Genomic DNA, 20,141 nt, shown 5'->3' on the forward strand with positions numbered 1-20,141 from the left:
TGGCAGGAGTGCGGGCCCTCGACGAGGGGAGGGGAGCTCCGGGGGGGCGCCGGGAGCGGTCGAGATGCGCGGGATCATCCGTGGCCCCAAGGCAATGCATGTGCCAGGGCGTTCCGCGAGGGCGGTGCACGGCCTCGCGCTCGGGACGTGCGCGCGCCAGGGCGTGCGCCGTCAGCGATTGCGATGGATCCACCCCCCATACTGGGGGGCGCGGTCCCCTCGGAGGCCGGGCTTCAGCCCTCTCCGCGCTGGGGAGGCGGTTGCGCGCCAGCGCGAGGAGGCTGCCCAGGGGCTCCGCTCGGGGCCGCCGCGGGCGCCTTCCCCCGGCGCCGTCGCCGCCGCCGCTTCGCTGGATCACCGCTGGCCTGTCCCCCGAGCGCTCGCAGCACCCGCGCGCGGACGCTGCTCTCCAGCTGCAGCTCCTGCATGAGCGTTTGCACCTGCCGGGCCCCATTCGGGTGGCGCAGTGCCTCGCTGATCCGCTCGACGAGGTCGATGCGCAGCGCCACGGTCCCGAGCACCTCGTAGCCAAAGGCTCGCGCGTTCCCTCCGCCGGGCCCCGACACATCGAGCACGGGCTCTCGCGGGACGCCCTTGGGGGGCGGACGTTGATGGAACAGCGCCGTCAGCATGCAGCGCCGCTCCAGCGCCTGCGGTGCGAGCGCCTCGGCGACGTAGAGGAAGCGCTGGCCCTCGCGGACGCCCAGCGACTTCAAGCGCTCCCGGTCCTCCGCGTCCATCAGGCTCCACTGCTCGCGCGCCTCGCCTTGGGAGATGACCCCCAGCCCCTCGGCCAGACGGTAGGCGAGGCCGCGCATCGCCGCGGAGCGACCCGCGCCGGTGAGGGACTCGGCGGGAAAGCCTCCCATGGCTTCGGTGACGAGGTCCCGCGCGAGCGCCACCAGCCGGCGTTCGAGCTGCCGCCGCGCGCCTCCGGTCCAGACCTCCGGCTCCGCGAGCGCGAGCTGCGGCGAGCGCCGGTCCTTCCCGCGCACCAGCCGGGCCAGGGGCTGTCCTTCGAACGAGATGCCTCCGGACGCGTCCACCTCGAAGGTCTCATGTGTCGCGTCGACGACCCGCTGGACGAACTGCTCCTCGGTCATCAGGCCGCCGTCCGCGCCGGACGTCTCCCCCAGCAGCAGCCCCAGCTTGGCGAAGGGGTTGTCGGAGCTGGAGGCCGTGGGAGCGGTGGTGGCCCGCACGAAGCGGCGCGCACTCCTCCGCGCGGCCCGCTGCACGAAGCGCTCCACGAGCCGCTCATGCAGGGCATCGCCCAGCGCATCCTCGATGTGGCGCGTGCGCTCCTGCCATTGCTCGGCGTCGTGCAGCCAGCTCGAGCGGTGGCTGATGTACGTCCAGATGCGGATGGCGGCCAGCCGGTCCATCAACGTGTGGATGTCGCCGGAGACGTCATCGAGCGGGGACACCTGCCGCGACAGCCAGTCCGGGTCCAGCTTCCCGTCACCCGCGCTGAGCTGGAGGAAGGTCTCCCGCAGCAGCGAGACGTGCAGCCCGAAGAGGCCCTTGCGGAAGTCCGGGACCTGGCAGACCTGCCACAGCAGCTCGACCATGGGCCGGCTGCTGGCGACCTCCCGGATGGCGGGCACGAGCGCGAGCTTGCTGAGCGCATCGTAGTCGTCCGCGCGCTCCACGCGGACGAAGGCGTTGTGGCGCGGCGCCAGGGACAAAGACTCCAGCAGGGAGTCCGGGCTGGAGAAGTCGAGCGTGGGGTTGCGCCAGATGAGGCTCCGGACCGCCGGGAACCGGTGCGATTCGATGGAGGACACGACCCGCGGTGACAGCTCGGGCAATGTGTTCAGGGTGCCGAAGCTGCCGTCGTTCAGGTGGCGCCCCGCGCGGCCCGCGATCTGCGCCAGCTCGTCCGGGAAGAGGTCCCGCTGCTCCGCGCCGTCGAACTTGGAGAGCCCCGCGAAGGCGACGTGGTTGAGGTCCAGGTTCAGCCCCATCCCGATGGCGTCGGTGGCCACGAGGTACTGGACCTCGCCGGACTGGTACATCGCCACCTGGGCATTGCGCGTGCGGGGAGAGAGCGCGCCCAGCACCACCGCGACCCCGCCCCGGAGGCGGCGCAGCGTTTCAGCAAGCTCGTACACGCGGTCCGCGGAGAACGCGACCACGGCCGAGCGCGGAGGAAGGCTCTTCAGGGAGCGGTGCCCGGAGTAGCGAAGCTGGGACAGGCGCGTGGCGCGCTTCACCGACGCGTGGGGGATGAGCGCGTGGACCATGGGCCGCATCGTGTCCGCGCCGAGGAACCACGTCTCCTTGCGTCCCCGCGCGTGGAGCAGCCGGTCGGTGAAGACGTGGCCGCGCTCGCGGTGGGCGGCGAGCTGGATCTCATCCACCGCGAGGAAGTCGACCGGCTTGTCCGTCGGCATCGCCTCGACGGTGCAGATCCAGTAGTCGGGGCGGGGAGGGATGCGCTTCTCCTCACCCGTCATCAGGGCGACCCGCCCTTCGCCTACCCGAGCGGTCACCCGGTCGTACACCTCGCGAGCGAGCAGGCGCAGGGGCAGTCCCATCATGCCCGTGTCGTGCTCCAGCATCCGCTCGATGGCTCGGTAGGTCTTCCCCGTGTTCGTAGGCCCCAGCTCCGCCACGACGACGGACGACCGGCTGGATGGGCTGGAGTTCATGGCCGCAGTTTAACCCCGGGCAGGGCCCTCCGCCCTGAGGGTTGGCCCCTCGCGCGATGCACCCCCGGGAATGACCCGGAGGTGCATTCCATTCACCTTGGGCCCTGCGGTAGAGAGCCACCCATGCGCTCCTACTTCCGTGCTCTCGTCCTCCTCTCAGCCGCCACCGGCTGTGTCACCGTCAGCAAGCAGCAGTATGCGAACATGTCCGCGGGAGCCATTGGCTGCCCTGCCGAGGAGCTGACGATCTCCGGGGAGAAGAACTCGTATTCCGTTGGCGAGCAGGCGCTGCCCTGGACCGCCGAATGTCGTGGGCACCGGTTCATCTGCAGCGCCGCGGGCCAGACCGTGAGCTGCAAGGAGGAGCTGAAGGCAGTCGAGGCGCCGTCGGCGGCGCCGGCTGCCGCGCAAGCCGCGGAGGGGCCGCAGTAGCGGCGTCCTTCGCCTTCCGCCGCGGGCCTACGCCGGCTGGAGGAAGCGCCCGTCCACGAGATGGTCGATGACCTCGCGCGCGGACTCGGGATCGAGCCGCGCCTTCGTCCCCAGCTGCGTCACCGCGCTGGCGACGGTCGTGGGGCGCTCGAAGGTGGCCAGGGCGGACAGGAGGATCGCGCCGTCCTCGCCCTGCACGAGCGTGGGATCCGAGAACCTGCGCGGGCTGACGGACGGGGTGCAGGGCAGGGTGATGCCGTCCACCGAGCGCACGACGGTCACCGGCTCCTGCGCGAACTTCGCGGGGGCCCGGTGGCTCCCCAACCAGTCCCCCAGCGTGAACTGCTGTGTCCAGGGGGCGGTGTTCTTCAGCCGCGTGCGTCCCTGGAGGTCGAGGCGCTTTCTCGCGTCCCGGTGCTCCCACGCCATCGCGTCCACCCGGTCGGAGTTGCGCTGCACCTCCGCTTCCAGCTCCGCGTCGCGGAAGCGGATCATCGGCACGGACACGTCACCGGGCTTGCGCCGCTCGAAGTAGTCGAGGAACTCCGTGAACGTCTTCGCTTCGGTGACCATGTCGAACCGCGCGGGATGCTCCGTGACGAGCGCCCCGGGTTGCGATTCGAGCCGCTGGTAGCCCACCACGCAGTCCAGGCGGATGACGCGCTCCACCAGCCGCAGCTCCTCCGCGAGCGTGGCCTTGCTCGCGAAGGGAAGGCCCCCGATGCCGGAGACCTCGATGTCCAGGTTCGGGTGGCGGCGGCAGGCGTCAATGATCTCGAGCAGCTCCGAGTCCTTCGCGCACGGCTTGAGCAGCCCGCGCCCCATCTGCTCCAGGCGCTGCTGTTCGGAGAAGCAGCCGATGTCGAGCACCATGTAGACGCGCTTGAACGTCCGGGCCAGCGCGTCGATGAGCCCGAGCCGGGGCACCCCCCACAGGAAGTACGTGCAGCAGTGGTTCGAGAGATCCACCCCCGCCCAGGTGCCGCTCAGGAACTCCGCCGTGCTGCCCGCGAAGTCGTAGCGCATCTGCCACGTCTGACTGGCGATCTCCTGGTGGTCCCGGCGCACGCTCTCCTCGGAGCGCAGGAACGGCTTCGCGCGCCCGAAGGCCGCCTTCTGGTTGCCGCGCGCCCCGCCGCAGTAGAGGCAGTTCTCGCCGCACCCCTTGCCGGGCGCGACCCAGCCGGAGAACGAGTGCAGGTCCATCTGGCTGAGGAACAGCTCGTTGAAGTGCGAGTAGTAGATGTCCTCGGTGTTCTTGGCGCCCTGCACGTACGCCAGGGGCAGCCTCCGGGGACGTCCATCCGGGTCCCGGGTCACGCAGTTGGGCGGGGAGGGGTCGCCCTGGCAGAGGGCCAGCAGCGGCAGCTCTCCGTCGCCCAGCACGATGTGGTCGATGCAGTCGAAGGCGTTCAGCTCCCGCCACCAGTACGACGCGGAGTTGCCCCCCACGACGATGCGGATGGAGGGATCGATCTTCCGCAGGGTCCGCGCGATGAGGAGCGCGCGGTCCACGTGGTGGAACCACTTGAGGCTGATCCCCACCAGCTTCGGACGCACGCGAGCGACGAGGCGCTCGAACGAGCGCGTCACCTCGGCGTTCGTCTCATCCCCGTCGTACAGCCGCACGAAGGCCTCGATGCCGCCGCGCCGCAGGTAGCTCGCGAGGTAGAGGATGCCGCACGTGGCTTCGCCCGTTCCGGCTCCGACAAGGAGGACTGGCGACAGGTCACGACCGCTGCGCATGGGACGGGCACTCCGACGGTTCCGGGAAGGGCGTCAGGGTAGACCATCAAGGGGACAGCCGGCGCGGAATCGTGGGAGCCCCGCCGGCCTCCACGGCAGGCCCCAGCTTGGCCGTATGCCTGACAAAGGCGATGCTGCTGCCTCATCCGTTCCCGGAGTCGTTCCATGGTGCAGCCCTGTTCCTCGTGTTTGAACGAACACCTCACGGTGGAGCTGACGGACTTCCAGGGGGAGAAGCTCTGCGCTGAATGTCTCGCGGAGAAGCGGACGTCACCCCTGAAAAAGGTGTTGCTGAGTCCCCTGGGCATCGCCGCGTTGGTGGCCGTGGTGGTGCCCCTGGGGCTGCACTACACCCAGGAGTCCTCGGTGACGGAGAATGGTGTCCTCGTCGCGGGGCACTTCCGTGACTTCGTGGCCATTGGCGCGGGCGGGCTGGCGGTGGTGCTCGCGCTGGTGCTGGGCGTGCGCGGACGAGGGCCCACGGGCCTCCGCTGGGGCGTGGCGCTGGCGCTGGTGCTGGCGGGCGCGTACCACCTGGTGCGCGGCTTCGGGCTGGATCGATCGCAGCCCCAGGCCGTCGTGGCCCAGGTCGCGCCTCCCGCGGAAGTGGCCTGCGCGAATGAGACGCCGGGCGGCTGCGAGAAACCGTGTGACGGGGGAGACGGGGACGCCTGCAACACGCTCGGCGCCGCGCTCGTGGAGGGACTCGGGGGACTGGAGAAGGACGTCGCGCGGTCGGTGGCGGTCTTCGAGAAGGGGTGCGCCGCCAGGGAGGCGCGCGCGTGCGGGAACGCGGGACAGGTGCTGGCGTCGAGGGGCGGGCCGGGGGACGAGGCCCGGGCGCTCGAGCTCTGGAAGAAGGGCTGTGAGCTGGGCCACGGGCGCTCCTGCAACGAGGTGGGTGCCTTCCTCGACAACGCCAAGGGTGCTGACGCGGACCCGGTGGCGGCCAGGGGGATGTTCCAGAAGGCCTGCGAGGCGAAGTCCGCGGAGGGCTGCAAGAACCTGGCGATCCTCCTCAAGACGGGGCGCGGCGGGGAGCGTGACGAGGCGCGGGCCCTCGGGCTCTATCAACAGGCGTGCGAGGCGGGACAGCCGGAGGCCTGCAACAGCCTGGCGTTGTCGTACCAGGAGGGCCAGGGGGTCGCGCAGGATGAGGCGAAAGCAGTGGAGCTCTACGAGAAGGCCTGCACGGGCGAGCTGCCCCGGGGGTGCACGAACCTCGCGGAGATGCTGAACGCCGGCCAGGGGACTCCGAAGGACCCGACGCGTGCGCGGGAGCTCCTCGAGCGTGCGTGCACGAACGACTTCGCCCGGGCCTGCGATGTGCTGGGCCTGCTCTTCCTGACGGACCGCGGCCCCGGCCGCGACGAGGCGCGCGGGGTGGCGCTGTTCCAGAAGGCCTGCGACGGAGGCTTCATGAACAGTTGTGTCAACCTGGGCCTGTGCTACCGCGACGGCACGGGCGTGGAGCGGGACCTGGATCGCACCGTCGCCGCCTTCACGAAGGGCTGCGACGCCCACAACGGGAAGAGCTGCGCTCTGCTGGGATTGCAGCTCGCCAGCACCGACCCGGTCCGCGCGCGACCGCTCCTCAAGGAAGCCTGCGAGGCCCGCTTCGACCAGACCTGTGCCGCGCTCAAGGGGCTGGGCAAGAAGAAGGTGGCGACCGCCAAGCGAAAGAAGCGGTGAGCCGCAAGGCCCGGTGGAATCCCAGCAGTCCTCGGAAGGGAGCACGCGATGCGATGTGGGACGACGGCGGGCGCGGCGTTGCTCGCGCTGATGCTGAGCGGTGCGGCGCTCGCGGCGGAGGAGGAGATCTGGTCGCCGTATGATCGGTTCACCGCGCCGAATGAAGACTGCGACCTCATGGCCGTCGTGCCCACGCCGAAGAAGTCCTGGCTGGTGGGGCACACCTGCAACCGGCTGAACGGCGAGCCCGTGGGGAGCCTCGTGGTCATCGACGCCCTGGGGAAGCGCGACACGGCGCCGGCTTCTGTGGCGCTCGAAGCCGCGTCGGACCGGGACCGGATGAAGGAGCTGGTGCAACTGCTCACCGTGCCCTCCGGGGGCTACATCGCGACGTATCAATCCCGCGACGCGAACGCCCCCCGGGGCGAGAGCGGTCCCGCCAACGTGGCCCATGTGCTCGTGCGCCACACGGCGGCGGGGGCCCGGGCCGAGGCCTTCAACGACAAGGTCCGGCAGGCCCTCCTCAAGACCGTCGGCCCCACGTCGTTCATCATCACCGCGGAGGTGGACGCGAAGTCGCGGCTCATCGTCGCGGCCTCGACGCCGGATGAGAACTACCTGAAGGAAGTGCCGCTGTGGCTGCTGCGCTTCACCCCGGACGGCGCCGTCGAGCGCACCTTGCGCTTCGATACAATCCTGAAGGGGCTCGACCTGGACTGGTACGTGCTGAAGCAGGTCCGCCTGCGCGCCGACGGAGGCCTCTTCCTCAGTGGCCGGTTCTTGCTGGAGAACGGAGGGGCTGAGATTCCGGTGCTCGCGCTGGGCGCGAACTGGAAGCCTGACACGCGCTTCAACACGCCGCTGATCTCCTGGCTGAAGGAGCGCTCGGAGGGCCTCGAGCTGAGCCTCATCGCTCCCCGGCGTGATGGCTCCGTCATCGGCGTTGGCGAGCTCTCCGGCGGAGCGGTGACCGCCCATGTCGTGCGGCTGACGCCCCAGGGGCGGCTGGATGCTTCGTTCAAGTCCTTCCGGCAGGAGGGTGAATACCCCCAGGGACGCTTCATGAACGTGCCGGAGCTGGGCCTGGGACCGGACGGGACACTCACCCTGGCGCAGAACAACATCCCCTCGTTCGAGCCGCCGCAGGGGCCCTGGCTCGCTCCGGGACTGGTGCGACTGAAGGAGGATGGCTCGGTGGATGCCCGGTTCCAGGCGGGGCTCGGCAAGGGGCTGCGCTACCGCAAGTGGGCGGTGGGCGCGAAGCCGGACTCGGATGTGTCTGGCTTCCTCCGGCTGGTGGCGGCGATGCCGGATGGCTCGGTGGTGGTGAATGGTTACATCGACGAGTTCGATGGCAGGAAGGTGACGCCGCCGATCCGGCTCGCGGCGGATGGCACGCTCGTGGAGGGCTTCCAGGCGCGCTTCGAGACCGTCCTTCCGCCGAAGAAGCAGACCCCGAACGCGACGACGAGCGCGTTCTTCCAGGCGGATGGCAAGTCGCACTACATCGCGTGCAGCCGTCCGGGGGCCGACACGGAGACGTACCTGTACTGGCTCCAGGACGACGGCTGGGGACACACGCCGTCGTGCGCGGTGCACTACTCCGGGGATGTCGCCTCGCCCGCGGGGGCCTGGCAGCACTGCGATGCGCGCGTCCGCAAGGCCCAGGCGCAGGGCGCCACGTGCGCCGAGACGAAGCACGACCCGCTGCACCTGCGCCGTCGTCCATGACGGCCCCTGGCCTTACGAAGCCCCGACCCCGGAGAATCCCTCTCATGCGCCTGCCGCATTCCGTTGCCTCGCTCCTGGCCGTCCTCTTCCTGGCGGTCCTTCCCCGGTGCGCGCCACCGGAGCCCACCAGCGAGCCCGCGGAGGGCGCTACGGCCGCCACGGCCTCCCAGCCCCTCACACCGGGCGGAGGGCTGCGCTTCATGACGTACAACATCAAACACGGCGAATTGAGCAGCCTGGAGGCCATCGCCAGCGTCATCCAGGGGCAGGCCCCGGACCTCGTCGCGCTCCAGGAGGTGGACGTCCTCACCAACCGCTCCGGCAAGGTGGATCAGGCCGCGCGGCTGGGGCAGCTCACGGGCCTGAACTTCGCGTTCGTGCCGTCGCTGACCAGCTTTGACGGCGGGCAGTACGGCCTCGCGCTGCTGTCGCGCTACCCCATCCGCTCCGCGCAGCGCATCCCGCTGCGCTCCGCCGCCGAGCAACGCGTCCTGGCGCTCGTGGAGGTGGAGCTGGACGCAGCGCACGTCGTGCCCGTGGCCATCACCCACTTCGGCACCACCGGCGCCGCCGAGCGGCTCAACCAGGCCGACGACGTCAAGGCGGCGCTGGCGGGCAAGCCCTGGGCCCTGCTTGGCGGCGACCTCAATGCCACGCCTACCGAGTCCAGCATCACCAGCCTGAAGGCGCTCCTCTCCGACGCGTGGACGCGCGGTGGCTCGGGCAGCGGCTACACGCAGGACGCGAGCTTCCCCACGCGCCGCATCGACTACGTGATGCTCGGCTCGGCGTGGACGTCGCCCGTGACGGCGGCCGTCGTGGGGGCCTCGTCGCAGTTGGACCACCGGCCGGTGGTGACCACGCTCATCCTGCCGTGGAGCCAGACGCTCTTCGGCGACCGCGCGCCCGCCAACGCGGTGGAGGAGGCGGACACCCGCGCCGTGGAGATTGGCGTGCGCTTCCGCAGCAACGTCGCCGGCACCGTCCAGGCGCTGCGCTTCTACCGGGGCACGGGCAACGCCAATGGCTATACCGCGCGCCTGTGGAGCAGCACCGGCACGCTGCTGGCCCAGGTGGCCGTGAGGGATGGCCGCATCCCGGGCTGGCAGGAGGCACCGCTGCCCACGCCGGTGTCCCTCAGCGCGAACACGCTCTACGTCGTCTCGTACCACACGTCGAACGGTCTCTTCGCGCGGGATGTCTCCGGCCTCGCGAGCACCGTCACCAGCGGCAACCTGACGGCCCCCTCCAGCGCGAGCGTGGGCGGCAACGGCGTCTTCGCCTACGGCGGCGGCGGCTTCCCCGCGAGCAGCTACAAGGACGCCAACTACTGGGTGGACGTCCGGTTCGTGCCGTCGCCCTGAGGTGCGACACCTGGGTGAACATCCCGGAGGGTGGCTGGAGGTGCCTCCGGTGCCTAGCTTGGTGCCGTGCGCCATCGAACTTCGAGCCCTTCTCCCGCGCGCTGCCGGGTCGGCTGTGCCGGCTGGAGCCTGTCGAGCGCGGTGGGGGAGCACTTCCCCACGACGGGCACCCACCTGGAGCGCTATGCGCGCGTCCTGCCCGCGGTGGAGATCAACTCCTCCTTCTACCGGCCGCACCGGCCCGCCACCTACGCCCGCTGGCGTGACAGCGTTCCGGAGACGTTCCGCTTCACGGTGAAGGTCCCCAGGGTCATCACCCATGAGCTCCGCCTGCGCGACGTGCACGAGCCGCTCGCGCGGTTCCTGGGCGAGGCGGGCCACCTGGAGGCAAAGCTGGGCTGCCTGCTGGTGCAGCTGCCCCCCAGCCTCAAGCTCGAGCCGGAGGTGGCCCGTGCGTTCTTCCAATCCCTGCGCGAGCGGACCCGGGTGGACATCGTGTGCGAGCCCAGACACCCGACCTGGTTCACGGACGAGGCCCGGCAGGTGTTGGACGCCGCCGGCATCGCCTACGTGAAGGCGGATCCGCCTGCGGTGAGCGCGCCCCAGCCCCCCGATGCGGAGGTTGTCTACTACCGGCTGCACGGCTCGCCGAAGATGTATTACTCCGCGTACTCCGAGGCGTATCTGGACGCGCTGGCTTCGGAAATCTCCAGCCATGAGCAGGCCGGTCGACGCGTGTGGTGCATCTTCGACAACACGGCGGAAGGCGCGGCCCAACCGAACGCGCTGTCATTGCTGCGCCGCGCGATGACCTGCGGCTCCAACATGGACTGACGCCCCTCCCGCCGAGAGAACGCGACAAAAACCTAAAAACTCGACTAAGCAGCGAGCCCTGTCTCTTGGAGGGGAACCCATGTCGCTGTCACGTCAGGGAAGGCGGCCGCTCTGGCCACGGGTGTTGGGAGTGTGCGCGCTTGCGGGAGCCGTCGCCCTGGGCGCTGGATCCGGCTGCTCGGGCCCGGAAGAGGCGCACCCGGAATTGGTGGCGCATGCGCTCGCCAACCCGGTGACGGCGACGTTCCGGGACGGGGTGAACGGGTACGCGGGGACGCGCGACATCTCCCTCTCGGAGAACGCGCCCACCGCCAGCACGGGTGGCGCCGCGACGCTGTTCGCGGACGGGGACGAGCCCGCCGGCAGTGGCAAGGACGTCTCCACGCTCCTCCAGTGGAACCTCGCGTCCATCCCCAGCGGGAGCACCCTCCAATCGGTGACGCTCACCGTGCGCGTCACCAACGCAGCGAAGAACGCGTACTCGCTCCAGGCCCTCACGCGTGAGTGGGCGGAGGGCACCGCCACCTGGCAGAAGGCCACCGGCACGACGAGCTGGGAAGAGGCCGGCGCGAAGGGCGCGAGCGACCGGAACAGCACGGCGCTGGGCTCCCTCCAGGCGAGCGCGGTGGGGACGTACACCGTCACCCTCAACGCCGCGGGCGTGGCGCGCGTGCAGCAGTGGGTGGACACGCCCGCGTCCAACTTCGGCTTCATCCTCGCCAGCACCAGCAACACGGACGGGCTGGACCTGGCCTCCAGCGAGGCCGCCACCGTCGCGGACCGGCCGCAGCTCGCGGTGACGTACCTGCCTCCGGGCACCGTGGGCGATCCGGTGCTCCTGGCCGCGGGGGACATCGGCGACTGCGCCACCACGCAGGACACGGCCACGGGCAACCTGCTGGACGGGCTGCCGGGCACCCTCGCGCTGCTGGGGGACCTCGCGTACCAGAGCGGCACGCCCACGGAGTTCACCAACTGCTTCGACCCGGCGTGGGGGCGCCACAAGGCGCGCATGAAGCCCACCCCGGGCAACCACGAGTACAACACCTCAGGCGCGGCGGGTTACTACGGCTACTTCGGCGCGCAGGCCGGGGACCCCACCAAGGGCTACTACAGCTACAACCTGGGGGACTGGCACATCGTGGTGCTCAACAGCAACTGCACCGCGGTGGGCGGGTGCGCCGCCGGCTCCGCGCAGGAGACGTGGCTGCGGCAGGACCTGGCCGCCAACCCGCGCACCTGCACGCTGGCCTACTGGCACCACCCGCGCTTCAGCTCGGGCAGCCACGGGAACGACACCACCGTGCAGCCGCTGTGGAAGGCGCTCGAAGACGCGGGCGCCGACCTCATCCTCACCGGGCATGATCACAACTACGAGCGCTGGAAGCCGCAGAACGCCGCCGGCACCGCCACGGCGAACGGCATCGTCCAGTTCGTCGTCGGCACGGGCGGCACGTCGCTGCGCGCCTTCACCACCTCGCAGCCGGCCAACAGCGCCCTGCGCACCGCCAGCAACTGGGGTGTGCTGAAGCTCACCCTGCACCCCAGCAGCTACGACTGGGAGTTCGTCCCCATCGCCGGCCAGACGTTCACGGACAAGGGCACCGGCGCCTGCCATTGAGGCAGGCGCCGTGGGCCGCGCGGCTTCAGGGGATGACGATCCGCGAGTGCATGCCGCGGCCGTCATAGGCCGCGGCGCCGCAGCGGGCATGGGCCCAGTCGCCATTCACGGCCGAGCAGATGCGGAAGGCCTGGATGTTGGAGGCCGGCACGTTGATGCCAGCGGTGTCGCAGCGCCCCTGGTAGGTCCAGGCCAGGCTCTTGTTCACGGAGTTGACCCCGATGCAGGGGCCAATCCAGGCGCCGGTGTCCCGCCGCTGCACGTCGATGGAGTACTGCGCGGCGGTCTCCTCCTCGCTCCACTCCAGGTCCACGAACGGCGTGGAGCCGCCCGGCAGGTCGAGGGCGACGTCGTCGGAGATGCCGTCATAGGGCGTCTCCACGAAGGCGCCCCAGGCGTTGTTGACCGCGTAGAAGATGCGGAAGGCCGCGATGTCGCCCTTCGTCACCACGCGGTCGCCCGCGCTGCGGCACACGCCATCGAAGACGGTCTTGTTGGACTGCCCCAGGAGCGCCACGGAGTTGCACGGCCCAATCACTGTCCCGTCGCGCAGGACGACGTCGAGCGAGTAGCTGTAGCCGGCCAGCTTGTTCCAGCGGATGTTCACCTGGTTGAGCGACGTCATCGCGCCGTCGGGCTTGAAGGCGACGCGCTGCCGGTACGTGCTGCGCGAGGTGAGGTTGCCCGCGGTGTCGAAGGCGCCGACGTGGAAGAAGTTGAAGTACTCGCCCCGGCGCTCGACGATGGCGTTGTGGCCGTGGCTCTGCACCAGCCGGCCCGCGGAGTTCTTGAGCGGAAGGGAGAGCCGCCGCACCGCGCGCGCCCGCGTGAGCTGGGGGATGGAGTCCGCCATCACGTAATACATGGCGTACTGGCTGTTGTACCAACCGCCGCTGAAGAGCAGGTAGTAGATGCCATTGCGCTTGAAGACCTCGGGCGCCTCGTTGATGCCTTCCTCATGGGCCGGCGTCGCGAAGACGGCCGGGCCCGCGTGGTTGTAGACGGTGCCAGGGGCGGCGGTGTTGAACGAGGAGATGTTGTTGCCCCGGTCGAACCACACATAGAAGAACCAGCGGGCCGTCGTGTCGTTGTACGTGGCCGAGTCGATGCGGATGTTCCGGTTGCAGCCCTGCGGCAGGCAGCCCGTGGCGGTGGAGGTGCGCGGCCACGTCGTGTTGGCGTTGAGGGGCTGGGGCGCGCCGAAGTTGAGGTTCAGGTCCGGCGCGGTGGCGACGAAGGTCGTCACCTCCTGCCCGGCCGGCGGGCACGCCGCGCCATTGGGCACCCGGTGCGCGGAGAAGTGGAGCTGGTAGGCGCCGCTGGACTTGTTGAGGTCCGGCGCCCACAGGAAGCAGTAGTCGTACGTGGGGTCGGCCAGCGACGGGTTGTAGTCGCGCTTGAACCGGAAGGTCGTCAGGTCGTTCGACTCGTAGAGAGGGAGCACCCCTCCGTTGCCGGTGCCTGACAGGAAGAACAGGTCGTCGTTCTCCTTGTAGACATCCGGGTCCGCCAACCCCGGCACGAGCAGCAGGCGCGCGTTGTCGTCGACCAGCTCCTGCTGCCGCGTTGCCTCCCGCGGCGCGGGCTCACCCCCACAGCCGACCAGGGCGGCGCACAGCGTGGACCCCAGCATGACGACATGAACAGGCTTCATGGCATTCTCCCTGAAAACCTGAAAATTCCAGGTTAATCAGGGAGAATGCAAGGGCGCATGCGGCCTCAACAGTCGAGCGGATACGTCCTGACGTCGTCGTTCGGCGCGGTGACCCGAAGGGTGTTGGAGCCGTCGAATGAGCTGGAGAACGTCCCTTCGGGCGTCTCCACCTTCACCGACCCCGCCGAGGGGCACTGGTTGTCGCAGCGCTGGTAGCCGGAGACGGTCGAGGTCGCGCTGCGACCGTCCCGCGTGGACGTCCCCTGACTGTCCACGGTGAAGCAGCCGCTGCCCGTCACCCAGGTGACCGTGCTCTCGGACGATCTCGAGTCGAGGCGATTCGGCGAGAAGCTGGTGGAGGTGATGGTCATCTTGCGCTGGTCCCCGGTGGGAGGGGCGCCGGCGATCTGCATGGAGAGGTTGTAGGGCTCTCCGTTGATGGAGAGGTCGGTGGAGTTGGCCGAAATGGCGAGCTGCCCCTGGTTGTCCGACAGCACCAACGCCACGTTGCCCGAGACCTGCTTGAGCGCGATCAGCCCCGTGCAGTTGTTGAAGGTGTAGTTCACCGTTGCGCCCGACGAGGTGGCGGAGGCACAACCGGCGGGGGTGAAGGCGGAGGAGGCGTTCGCCGCGAGCTGGGCGGCCGCCGCGTTCGGGTCGGCGGTGACCTTGGGCTGCACCCCGATGCTGTAATACCAATAACCATAGACAGGGTCGACCCAGCCGTAGCTCCACGTCGCGTCGTACGCCCCGTAATACGGATCATAGTAGGCGTCGTCGTAGTAGTACGGGTCGTAGTACGTGCTGGCGCAGCCGGTGCCTGCTGCCAGCGATAGGAACAACCGCGCCCATTCCATCCGTTTCATCCTGCCCCCTGAAGTCGGAACCGGGACCAAGGTGGGACCCTGTGGCCCGCGGTAGAATTGGCCCGCGGAACGGCACGAGTGAGGGCTGGCGGTCAGCAGCGTCACGTGACGTCGGTCGAAGGGACCCGAGCAGCCTCCCGACGAGGCCTTGCCTGCCTACCCAGACAGACGTTTCGCGCATGACGATATTTCGCCCATGCCGTGGCTCATTCCGACGCGCGAGGAGGCGCACCCGTGATGCATACCGAACTCGTTGGCGAACCCCTGCTTCATCTTGATAGCCGCCGCCTGCTGGCCGAAGCCCGGAGGGCCGTCCCGGAAGCCTTTGACGCCCAGGGTCGGCTGCTCTCGCCCATCGCCGGCATGTGGGCTCAGCCGCCCGCCTGGTTCAACGCCGTCTCTCCCATTGACGGAAGCGTCCTCGCCGAACTGCCGCTGCTCGGCGCCGCCCAGGTCGCCGCGGGTGTCGAGCAGGCAGCGGCGGAGTTCGCGCCCTGGGCGGCCCGTTCCATCGAGGACCGCGCCCGCGCCATCGTGGAGGCGGTGGCGGCGCTCCAGGTGCACCGGGATCTGCTCGTCCGGATCCTGGCGTGGGACATCGGCAAGACGCTGCCCACGGCCTGCAACGACGTGGACCGGTGTCTCGCGGGCATCGACTGGTACCTGGAGCAGATGGACCCGATGCTCGATGGCCGGAAACCGCTCGGCCTGGTGTCGAACATCGCCTCCTGGAACTATCCCTTCTCCGTGTTGCTGCTCAACGTGCTCGTGCAGGCGCTCGCGGGCAACTCGGTCATCGCGAAGATTCCGACCCAGGGCGGCGGTGTCTCACTCACGCTCGCCTTCGCACTGCTGCGCCGCGCGGGCCTTCCCGTCTCGCTCGTCGGCGGGCGCGGCAGGGACCTCTCCGAGGCGCTCGTCGGCCACGCTCGCATCGCGGGCGTCGCCTTCATCGGAGGCCGCGCCAACGGCGCCCAGGTCCACCGCCGCCTGCGTGACACGGACAAGCGCTACGCGCTGGAGATGGAGGGCGTGAACGCCTACGCGATCACGCACTTCACGGACTGGGACGCGCTCGGCCGACAGATTCGAGCGGGCTTCGACTTCGGCAAGCAACGCTGCACCGCCTACACCCGCTGGGTCGTCGAACGCTCGCTCGTCCCGAGGTTCGTCCGGACGTATGTCGACACCGTTTCGATGTTGCGCGTCGGCAACCCGGTCCTGGGCGCGCACGTGGACTTCGGGCCGCTCATCGCCCCCACCAAGGCCGAGGAGCTTCGCTCCCTCATCGCCGAAGCGCGGGAGCTGGGCACGGCGGTGCTGTATCAGGGGGAGCTCGCTGAAGACGCCTTCACCGCGGGGCAGGAGCGGGGCGCGTATCTGCCGCCCGTCCTGCTCTTCGGCGTCCCGCGAGACAGTGAGCTCTACCAGCGCGAGCCCTTCGGCCCCGTCGACGTCCTGGTGTCGGTGGACTCCGAGGAGGAACTGGTGCGGGAGGCCAACGTCTCCAACGGCGCGCTCGTGGCCTCGGTGGCGACGGACGATCCCGAACTCGCCCAGCGCATCGCCGCGCGGCTCCACGCCTTCAAGGTCGGTATCAACGCGCTGCGCTCGCGAGGCGACCGCGAGGAGTCCTTCGGCGGCAGGGGGGGCTCATGGGCGGGCGCCTTCGTCGGCGGCACCCATCTGGTGCGCGCCTTCACCGACGGCCCCCATCCCATCGAAGGCAACTGGCCGGGCTGAGTCCTCCCTCGCGCTGACGGCGGGAGACGGACGCCTGGCAGGCCGCAGGCGTCCACTTCATGCCGGGCTGGCGCTCCGCTGGCGACGCGCCGATGTTCGATGATCAGTGCGTCGCGGGACTCTCCGACCCGGCCGCTTCTTCCCGCGTCGACAGGGCCGGAGTCTCAGGCCGCAAGCGGTAGTGGGTCTCGAACCCGTCCATCAAGTCCAGGTACTGCTCGAGGTACCGGGTCATCAAGAAGCGCTGTCGCACCGTCTCGCGCGCCGCTTCGCCCATGCGGCGTCGCAGTTGTTCGTCGGAGAGCAGGCGCACGAGGCGATCCGCGGTCTCCTCGACCGAGGAGACGAGGAAGCCGTTCACCCCGTCCTCTATCTGGTAGCGAATGCCGCCCACGTTGCCGCCGATGACGGGCGTCCGCTTCCACATGGCCTCGGCGACGGTCAGACCGAAACCTTCGCGCAGGGACTTCTGCAGCACGACCGCGGCGCGGCGCTGGAGCGCATTCACGAACGACGTGTCCTCGCCGCTCAAGATGAGGACCCGCTCCTCCTTCTCACGGAGGAGTGATTCATAGACAGCCGGCCCTTCGGGGTCATCGGTGGCCACGTTGCCCACGAGCACGAGCGTGCAGTCCTTCACCCGCCGGGCAATCTGGAAGGCGCGGATGACGCCATGGGGGTCCTTCCAGCGATCGAACCGCGAGACCTGGACCACCAGCGGGAGGTCCAGCGGAACGCCATAATGGCGGAGGCGCCGATCCACCTCTCCTTCCGGAAGCTCGCGGTTGATGATGCTGAAAGGATCGATGGCCGGCTGGAAGACGCGCTGCGGCAGGCGCCAGGGCTGGCGGTACTCCTCCGCGCTCACGATCATCGCGTCGTATTGCTCGATGTACCCCGCGAGGTACTCCCAGATGTCCCGGCTGGGGTGAGCCATGTCGACGTGGCAGCGCCAGATCCACGGTCCGCGCTTTCGTGAGAACTCCACCAACGGGAGCGGCTGGGGGTCGTGCACGACGACGTAGTCATGGTCGAACCGGTTTCGAATCGCGTTCTGGAACGCGATGTCCTCATAGATCTCCTTCTTGATGTCGGTGAGGCGGATGGGCTCGCCTTGAAGCGCGTTGTGCATCTTCTTCGTGATGCTGAAGAAGTCTGGTGGGCCCTGGATGGCCCGCCACTCGGCGTCGAGTCCCAACGCGCGCATCAGCAGCGTCAACGAGGAGAGGATCTCCGCCACTCCGCCACCGAAATAGGTCGAGTTCACGTGGGCGATGCTGCGCCCGGAAAGTTTCCGCCCCTTGGCCAGGATCCGCTCAACGGCTTGCTGGCCGATGAAGGGCTCGTAGTCTTCCACGGTCGAGATCGCGTGTCGGCTTTGCATGCTTTGTCCTCCGTCGCGATCAATCTAGTCAGACCCCGGAGGCGTGGTCAGGCGTGCGCGCTGTCCAGGACAGGCGCCTGTACCCTCGCGAGCAGGCTGGCCGCGGCTCGAGTTCGTCTCCATCCCTACTTGCTTACCGCGATGGACTTGCGGAAGAGCGCCAGGCTGTAGACGAAGAACCCGACGCCCACCGCGCTCACCATCAGGAACTGGCGCCAGACGGCCTCCAGCCCACCGCCGCGGTAGATGATGACCTGCGAGAAGCTGACGAAGTGCCGGGCAGGCAGGAGGTACGTTGCATACTGCAGCCACTTCGGCTGGCTCTCGACGGGCGTGCTCCCGCCCGAAAGCAGCATCAGCACGAGGACCACGAGGATGATCAGCAGCGCGAACTGCGCCATCGAGCGTGAAACCGTCCCCAGGAAGATGCCGAGCGCCGTGGCGAAGAACAGGTAGAGCACGACACCGACGAACCACAGCACCACCGAGCCGGCGAACGGCACCTTCAGCACCATGTGCACGACCAGGAGGAGCGAAACCCCGGTCGCGACGAGGATCACGAGGCTGTTGGCCCAGACCTTCGCCATCGCGATCTCGAACGAGGTCAGCGGCATCACGAGCAGGTGCTCCAGCGTTCCGTGTTCGCGTTCGCGGATGACCGCGGCGCCCGTCAGGACGACTGTCAGCAGGGTTATCTGATTGATGATGGCCACCACGCTCTTGAACCAGGACGAGACCCCGTTGGGGTTGAAGAGCTTGCGAACGACCAGGCGGATGGGCTTCGGTCCCGTCTCCTCCGTGCGGCTGAGGAATGAGGCAACCCGGTCGTTGATGATGTTCTTGATGTAGCCGGAGCCGATGCCCGCCTGCTGCATGGCGGTCGCGTCGATGTTCACCTGGATGTCCGGGTTGCGCCCCGCGCGAAGGTCATGCTCGAAGCGGGGCGGAATCACGACGACGAACATGAACCGGCCTCGGTCCATGTCCGCCTGGACCGCATCGGCGGAGATGATCTCAGGCAGCATGAAGCGGGGGGGATAGAAGGCGTTGAGCAACTCCTTGGACAACGCGGACCCGTCCTCGTCGACGAAGGCAATCGATGCGTTGTTCACCTCGCTCGAGGTCCCCGTGGCCTGAACATAGATTGCCAGGGTGAACGCATAGATGACGAACACGACCATCACCACGTCGCTCAGCAGACTGCGAATCTCCTTGAGCCCGAGCCACAGGATGTTCAGCAGCGAGTTCACCGCTATTTCTCCTGCTTTCTCAGGCCGACGACGCTGACGGCCAGGAGGACGGGAACGCAGACGGCGAGGAAGGCGACATCCCGCATGAGGAGGCCCGGCCCCAGGCCCTTGGTGAAGGCGCCCAGGCTCGCGTGCATGTAATAGGAGGCCGGCCAGATGGAACCGACGAGAGCGGCGCCCCCCTGCAGCGTGGAGACGGGCTGCAACAAGCCGGAGAACTGGATGGTCGGCACGATGGTCAGGATGGCCGTGACGAAGACGGCCGCGACCTGGCTGCCGGTGAAGGTCGAGGTCACCATCCCGATGCCTGTCGTCGCCGCGATGTAGAACAGCGTGCAGAGCATCAACGTCAGGAAGCTGCCCTTGATGGGAACACCAAAGACGATCAGCGCCAGGGCGGTCAGGATGAAGAAGTTGGCCATGCCGATGACGATGTAGGGCAGCTGCTTTCCGAGCAGGTACTCCAGCCTCCCCGTGGGCGTGACATAGAAGTTGATGATCGACCCCAGCTCCTTCTCACGCACGATGCTGACCGTCATGAGGATCGCCGGTATCAGGAGCAGCAGCAGCGCCGGGACACTCGGCACGATGGAATAGACGCTCTCGAACGTTGGATTGTACAGGAATCGCTCTTCGATATTGGCCGTGGATTTCTGGGCACTGGCCGCATGAAAGCCGCTCGCGGGATCCCGCAGCATCCGGTTGTGGACCCCCTGGACATACTGCTCGACGGTGTCGCCACGGAAGGTCATGGCGCCGTCCACCTGCGCCAGCACCTCGGGTCCAGAGCCCCGGCGGAAATCCAGACCGAAACGAGGCGGAATCTCCAGCACCACCGAGACATCGTCTGACTGGAGCCGGCGGAGCGCCTCGTCCGCGGATTGGGTGGGGGGAGTCGGGGTGAAATAGCGTTTCGTCGCGCCGAACTGTTCGAGATACGCGCGACTCTCGGGCGACTGGTCGAGGTCCAGCGCGGCATAGCGGATGTTTTCGACGTCGGTCGTGATTCCGAAGCCGAAGACGAGCATCAGCAGCGCCGAGCCGATGAAGGCAAACGCCAGCCGGATCTTGTCGCGGCGGATCTGGATGGCCTCGTTGTGGGTGTATGCGAGCATCCGGCCAAGGCGCAGCCGGAGGCCGGCCCGATCCGCTCGTCGCGCGGCCGGGGGT

General features: G+C 68.8%; 14 protein-coding genes. 7 read left to right on the plus strand and 7 right to left on the minus strand.

The features are described from left to right. Positions 1–233: 233 nt before the first annotated feature. Positions 234–2,654, minus strand: a complete 2,421-nt coding sequence (locus D7V93_RS13585; RefSeq protein WP_120643819.1) for a helicase-related protein — start codon at positions 2,652–2,654, stop codon at positions 234–236. Between the two features lie 123 nt (positions 2,655–2,777). On the opposite strand from D7V93_RS13585, the gene D7V93_RS13590 reads away from it, so the two are divergent. Then, positions 2,778–3,086 (plus strand): hypothetical protein, encoded by a 309-nt coding sequence (locus D7V93_RS13590; RefSeq protein ID WP_120643820.1) that lies wholly within the window; start codon positions 2,778–2,780, stop codon positions 3,084–3,086. Between the two features lie 27 nt (positions 3,087–3,113). On the opposite strand, the gene D7V93_RS13595 is transcribed toward D7V93_RS13590, so the two are convergent. Then, positions 3,114–4,832: a B12-binding domain-containing radical SAM protein gene (locus D7V93_RS13595; RefSeq protein WP_120643821.1), complete on the minus strand. Its 1,719-nt coding sequence runs from the start codon at positions 4,830–4,832 to the stop codon at positions 3,114–3,116. Between the two features lie 165 nt (positions 4,833–4,997). Between D7V93_RS13595 and D7V93_RS13600 the strand changes: the two genes are divergently transcribed. The 5 genes from D7V93_RS13600 to D7V93_RS13620 all read left to right on the plus strand — a co-directional run bounded on the left by D7V93_RS13600 (position 4,998) and on the right by D7V93_RS13620 (position 12,074). Next, on the plus strand, positions 4,998–6,524 hold the full coding sequence (locus tag D7V93_RS13600; RefSeq protein WP_120643822.1) for a tetratricopeptide repeat protein: 1,527 nt from the start codon (positions 4,998–5,000) through the stop codon (positions 6,522–6,524). Between the two features lie 48 nt (positions 6,525–6,572). Further along, entirely contained in the window at positions 6,573–8,255 is a 1,683-nt protein-coding gene (locus D7V93_RS13605; protein ID WP_120643823.1) for a hypothetical protein, read from the plus strand. 44 nt (positions 8,256–8,299) lie between these two features. Then, positions 8,300–9,619, plus strand: a complete 1,320-nt coding sequence (locus tag D7V93_RS13610; RefSeq protein WP_244237291.1) for a DUF4082 domain-containing protein — start codon at positions 8,300–8,302, stop codon at positions 9,617–9,619. 66 nt (positions 9,620–9,685) lie between these two features. Next, on the plus strand, positions 9,686–10,453 hold the full coding sequence (locus D7V93_RS13615; RefSeq protein WP_167509460.1) for a DUF72 domain-containing protein: 768 nt from the start codon (positions 9,686–9,688) through the stop codon (positions 10,451–10,453). A gap of 79 nt (positions 10,454–10,532) precedes the next feature. Continuing rightward, complete coding sequence (locus D7V93_RS13620; RefSeq protein WP_120643825.1) at positions 10,533–12,074, plus strand: DNRLRE domain-containing protein; 1,542 nt, start codon at positions 10,533–10,535, stop codon at positions 12,072–12,074. A 25-nt stretch (positions 12,075–12,099) separates the two neighbouring features. On the opposite strand, the gene D7V93_RS13625 is transcribed toward D7V93_RS13620, so the two are convergent. Together D7V93_RS13625 and D7V93_RS13630 are read right to left on the minus strand one after the other, a co-directional pair. After that, on the minus strand, positions 12,100–13,728 hold the full coding sequence (locus D7V93_RS13625) for a glycoside hydrolase family 43 protein (RefSeq protein WP_120643826.1): 1,629 nt from the start codon (positions 13,726–13,728) through the stop codon (positions 12,100–12,102). A gap of 65 nt (positions 13,729–13,793) precedes the next feature. Further along, on the minus strand, positions 13,794–14,594 hold the full coding sequence (locus D7V93_RS13630; RefSeq protein ID WP_147451167.1) for a hypothetical protein: 801 nt from the start codon (positions 14,592–14,594) through the stop codon (positions 13,794–13,796). 237 nt (positions 14,595–14,831) lie between these two features. Between D7V93_RS13630 and D7V93_RS13635 the strand changes: the two genes are divergently transcribed. Then, positions 14,832–16,337, plus strand: a complete 1,506-nt coding sequence (locus tag D7V93_RS13635) for an aldehyde dehydrogenase family protein (protein ID WP_244237292.1) — start codon at positions 14,832–14,834, stop codon at positions 16,335–16,337. Between the two features lie 103 nt (positions 16,338–16,440). Here the strand turns inward: D7V93_RS13635 and D7V93_RS13640 are convergent, their stop codons facing one another. From D7V93_RS13640 to D7V93_RS13650, 3 genes are all read right to left on the minus strand, one after another. Beyond that, entirely contained in the window at positions 16,441–17,721 is a 1,281-nt protein-coding gene (locus D7V93_RS13640) for a glycosyltransferase (RefSeq protein ID WP_120643829.1), read from the minus strand. Between the two features lie 125 nt (positions 17,722–17,846). After that, positions 17,847–18,971: an ABC transporter permease gene (locus tag D7V93_RS13645; RefSeq protein ID WP_120643830.1), complete on the minus strand. Its 1,125-nt coding sequence runs from the start codon at positions 18,969–18,971 to the stop codon at positions 17,847–17,849. Positions 18,972–18,973: 2 nt separating this feature from the next. Continuing rightward, positions 18,974–20,141, minus strand: a 1,168-nt coding sequence (locus D7V93_RS13650) for an ABC transporter permease (RefSeq protein WP_147451168.1), incomplete at its 5' end; no start/stop codon positions are given.

Source organism: Corallococcus llansteffanensis (assembly GCF_003612055.1).
GTDB classification, from domain to species: domain Bacteria; phylum Myxococcota; class Myxococcia; order Myxococcales; family Myxococcaceae; genus Corallococcus; species Corallococcus llansteffanensis.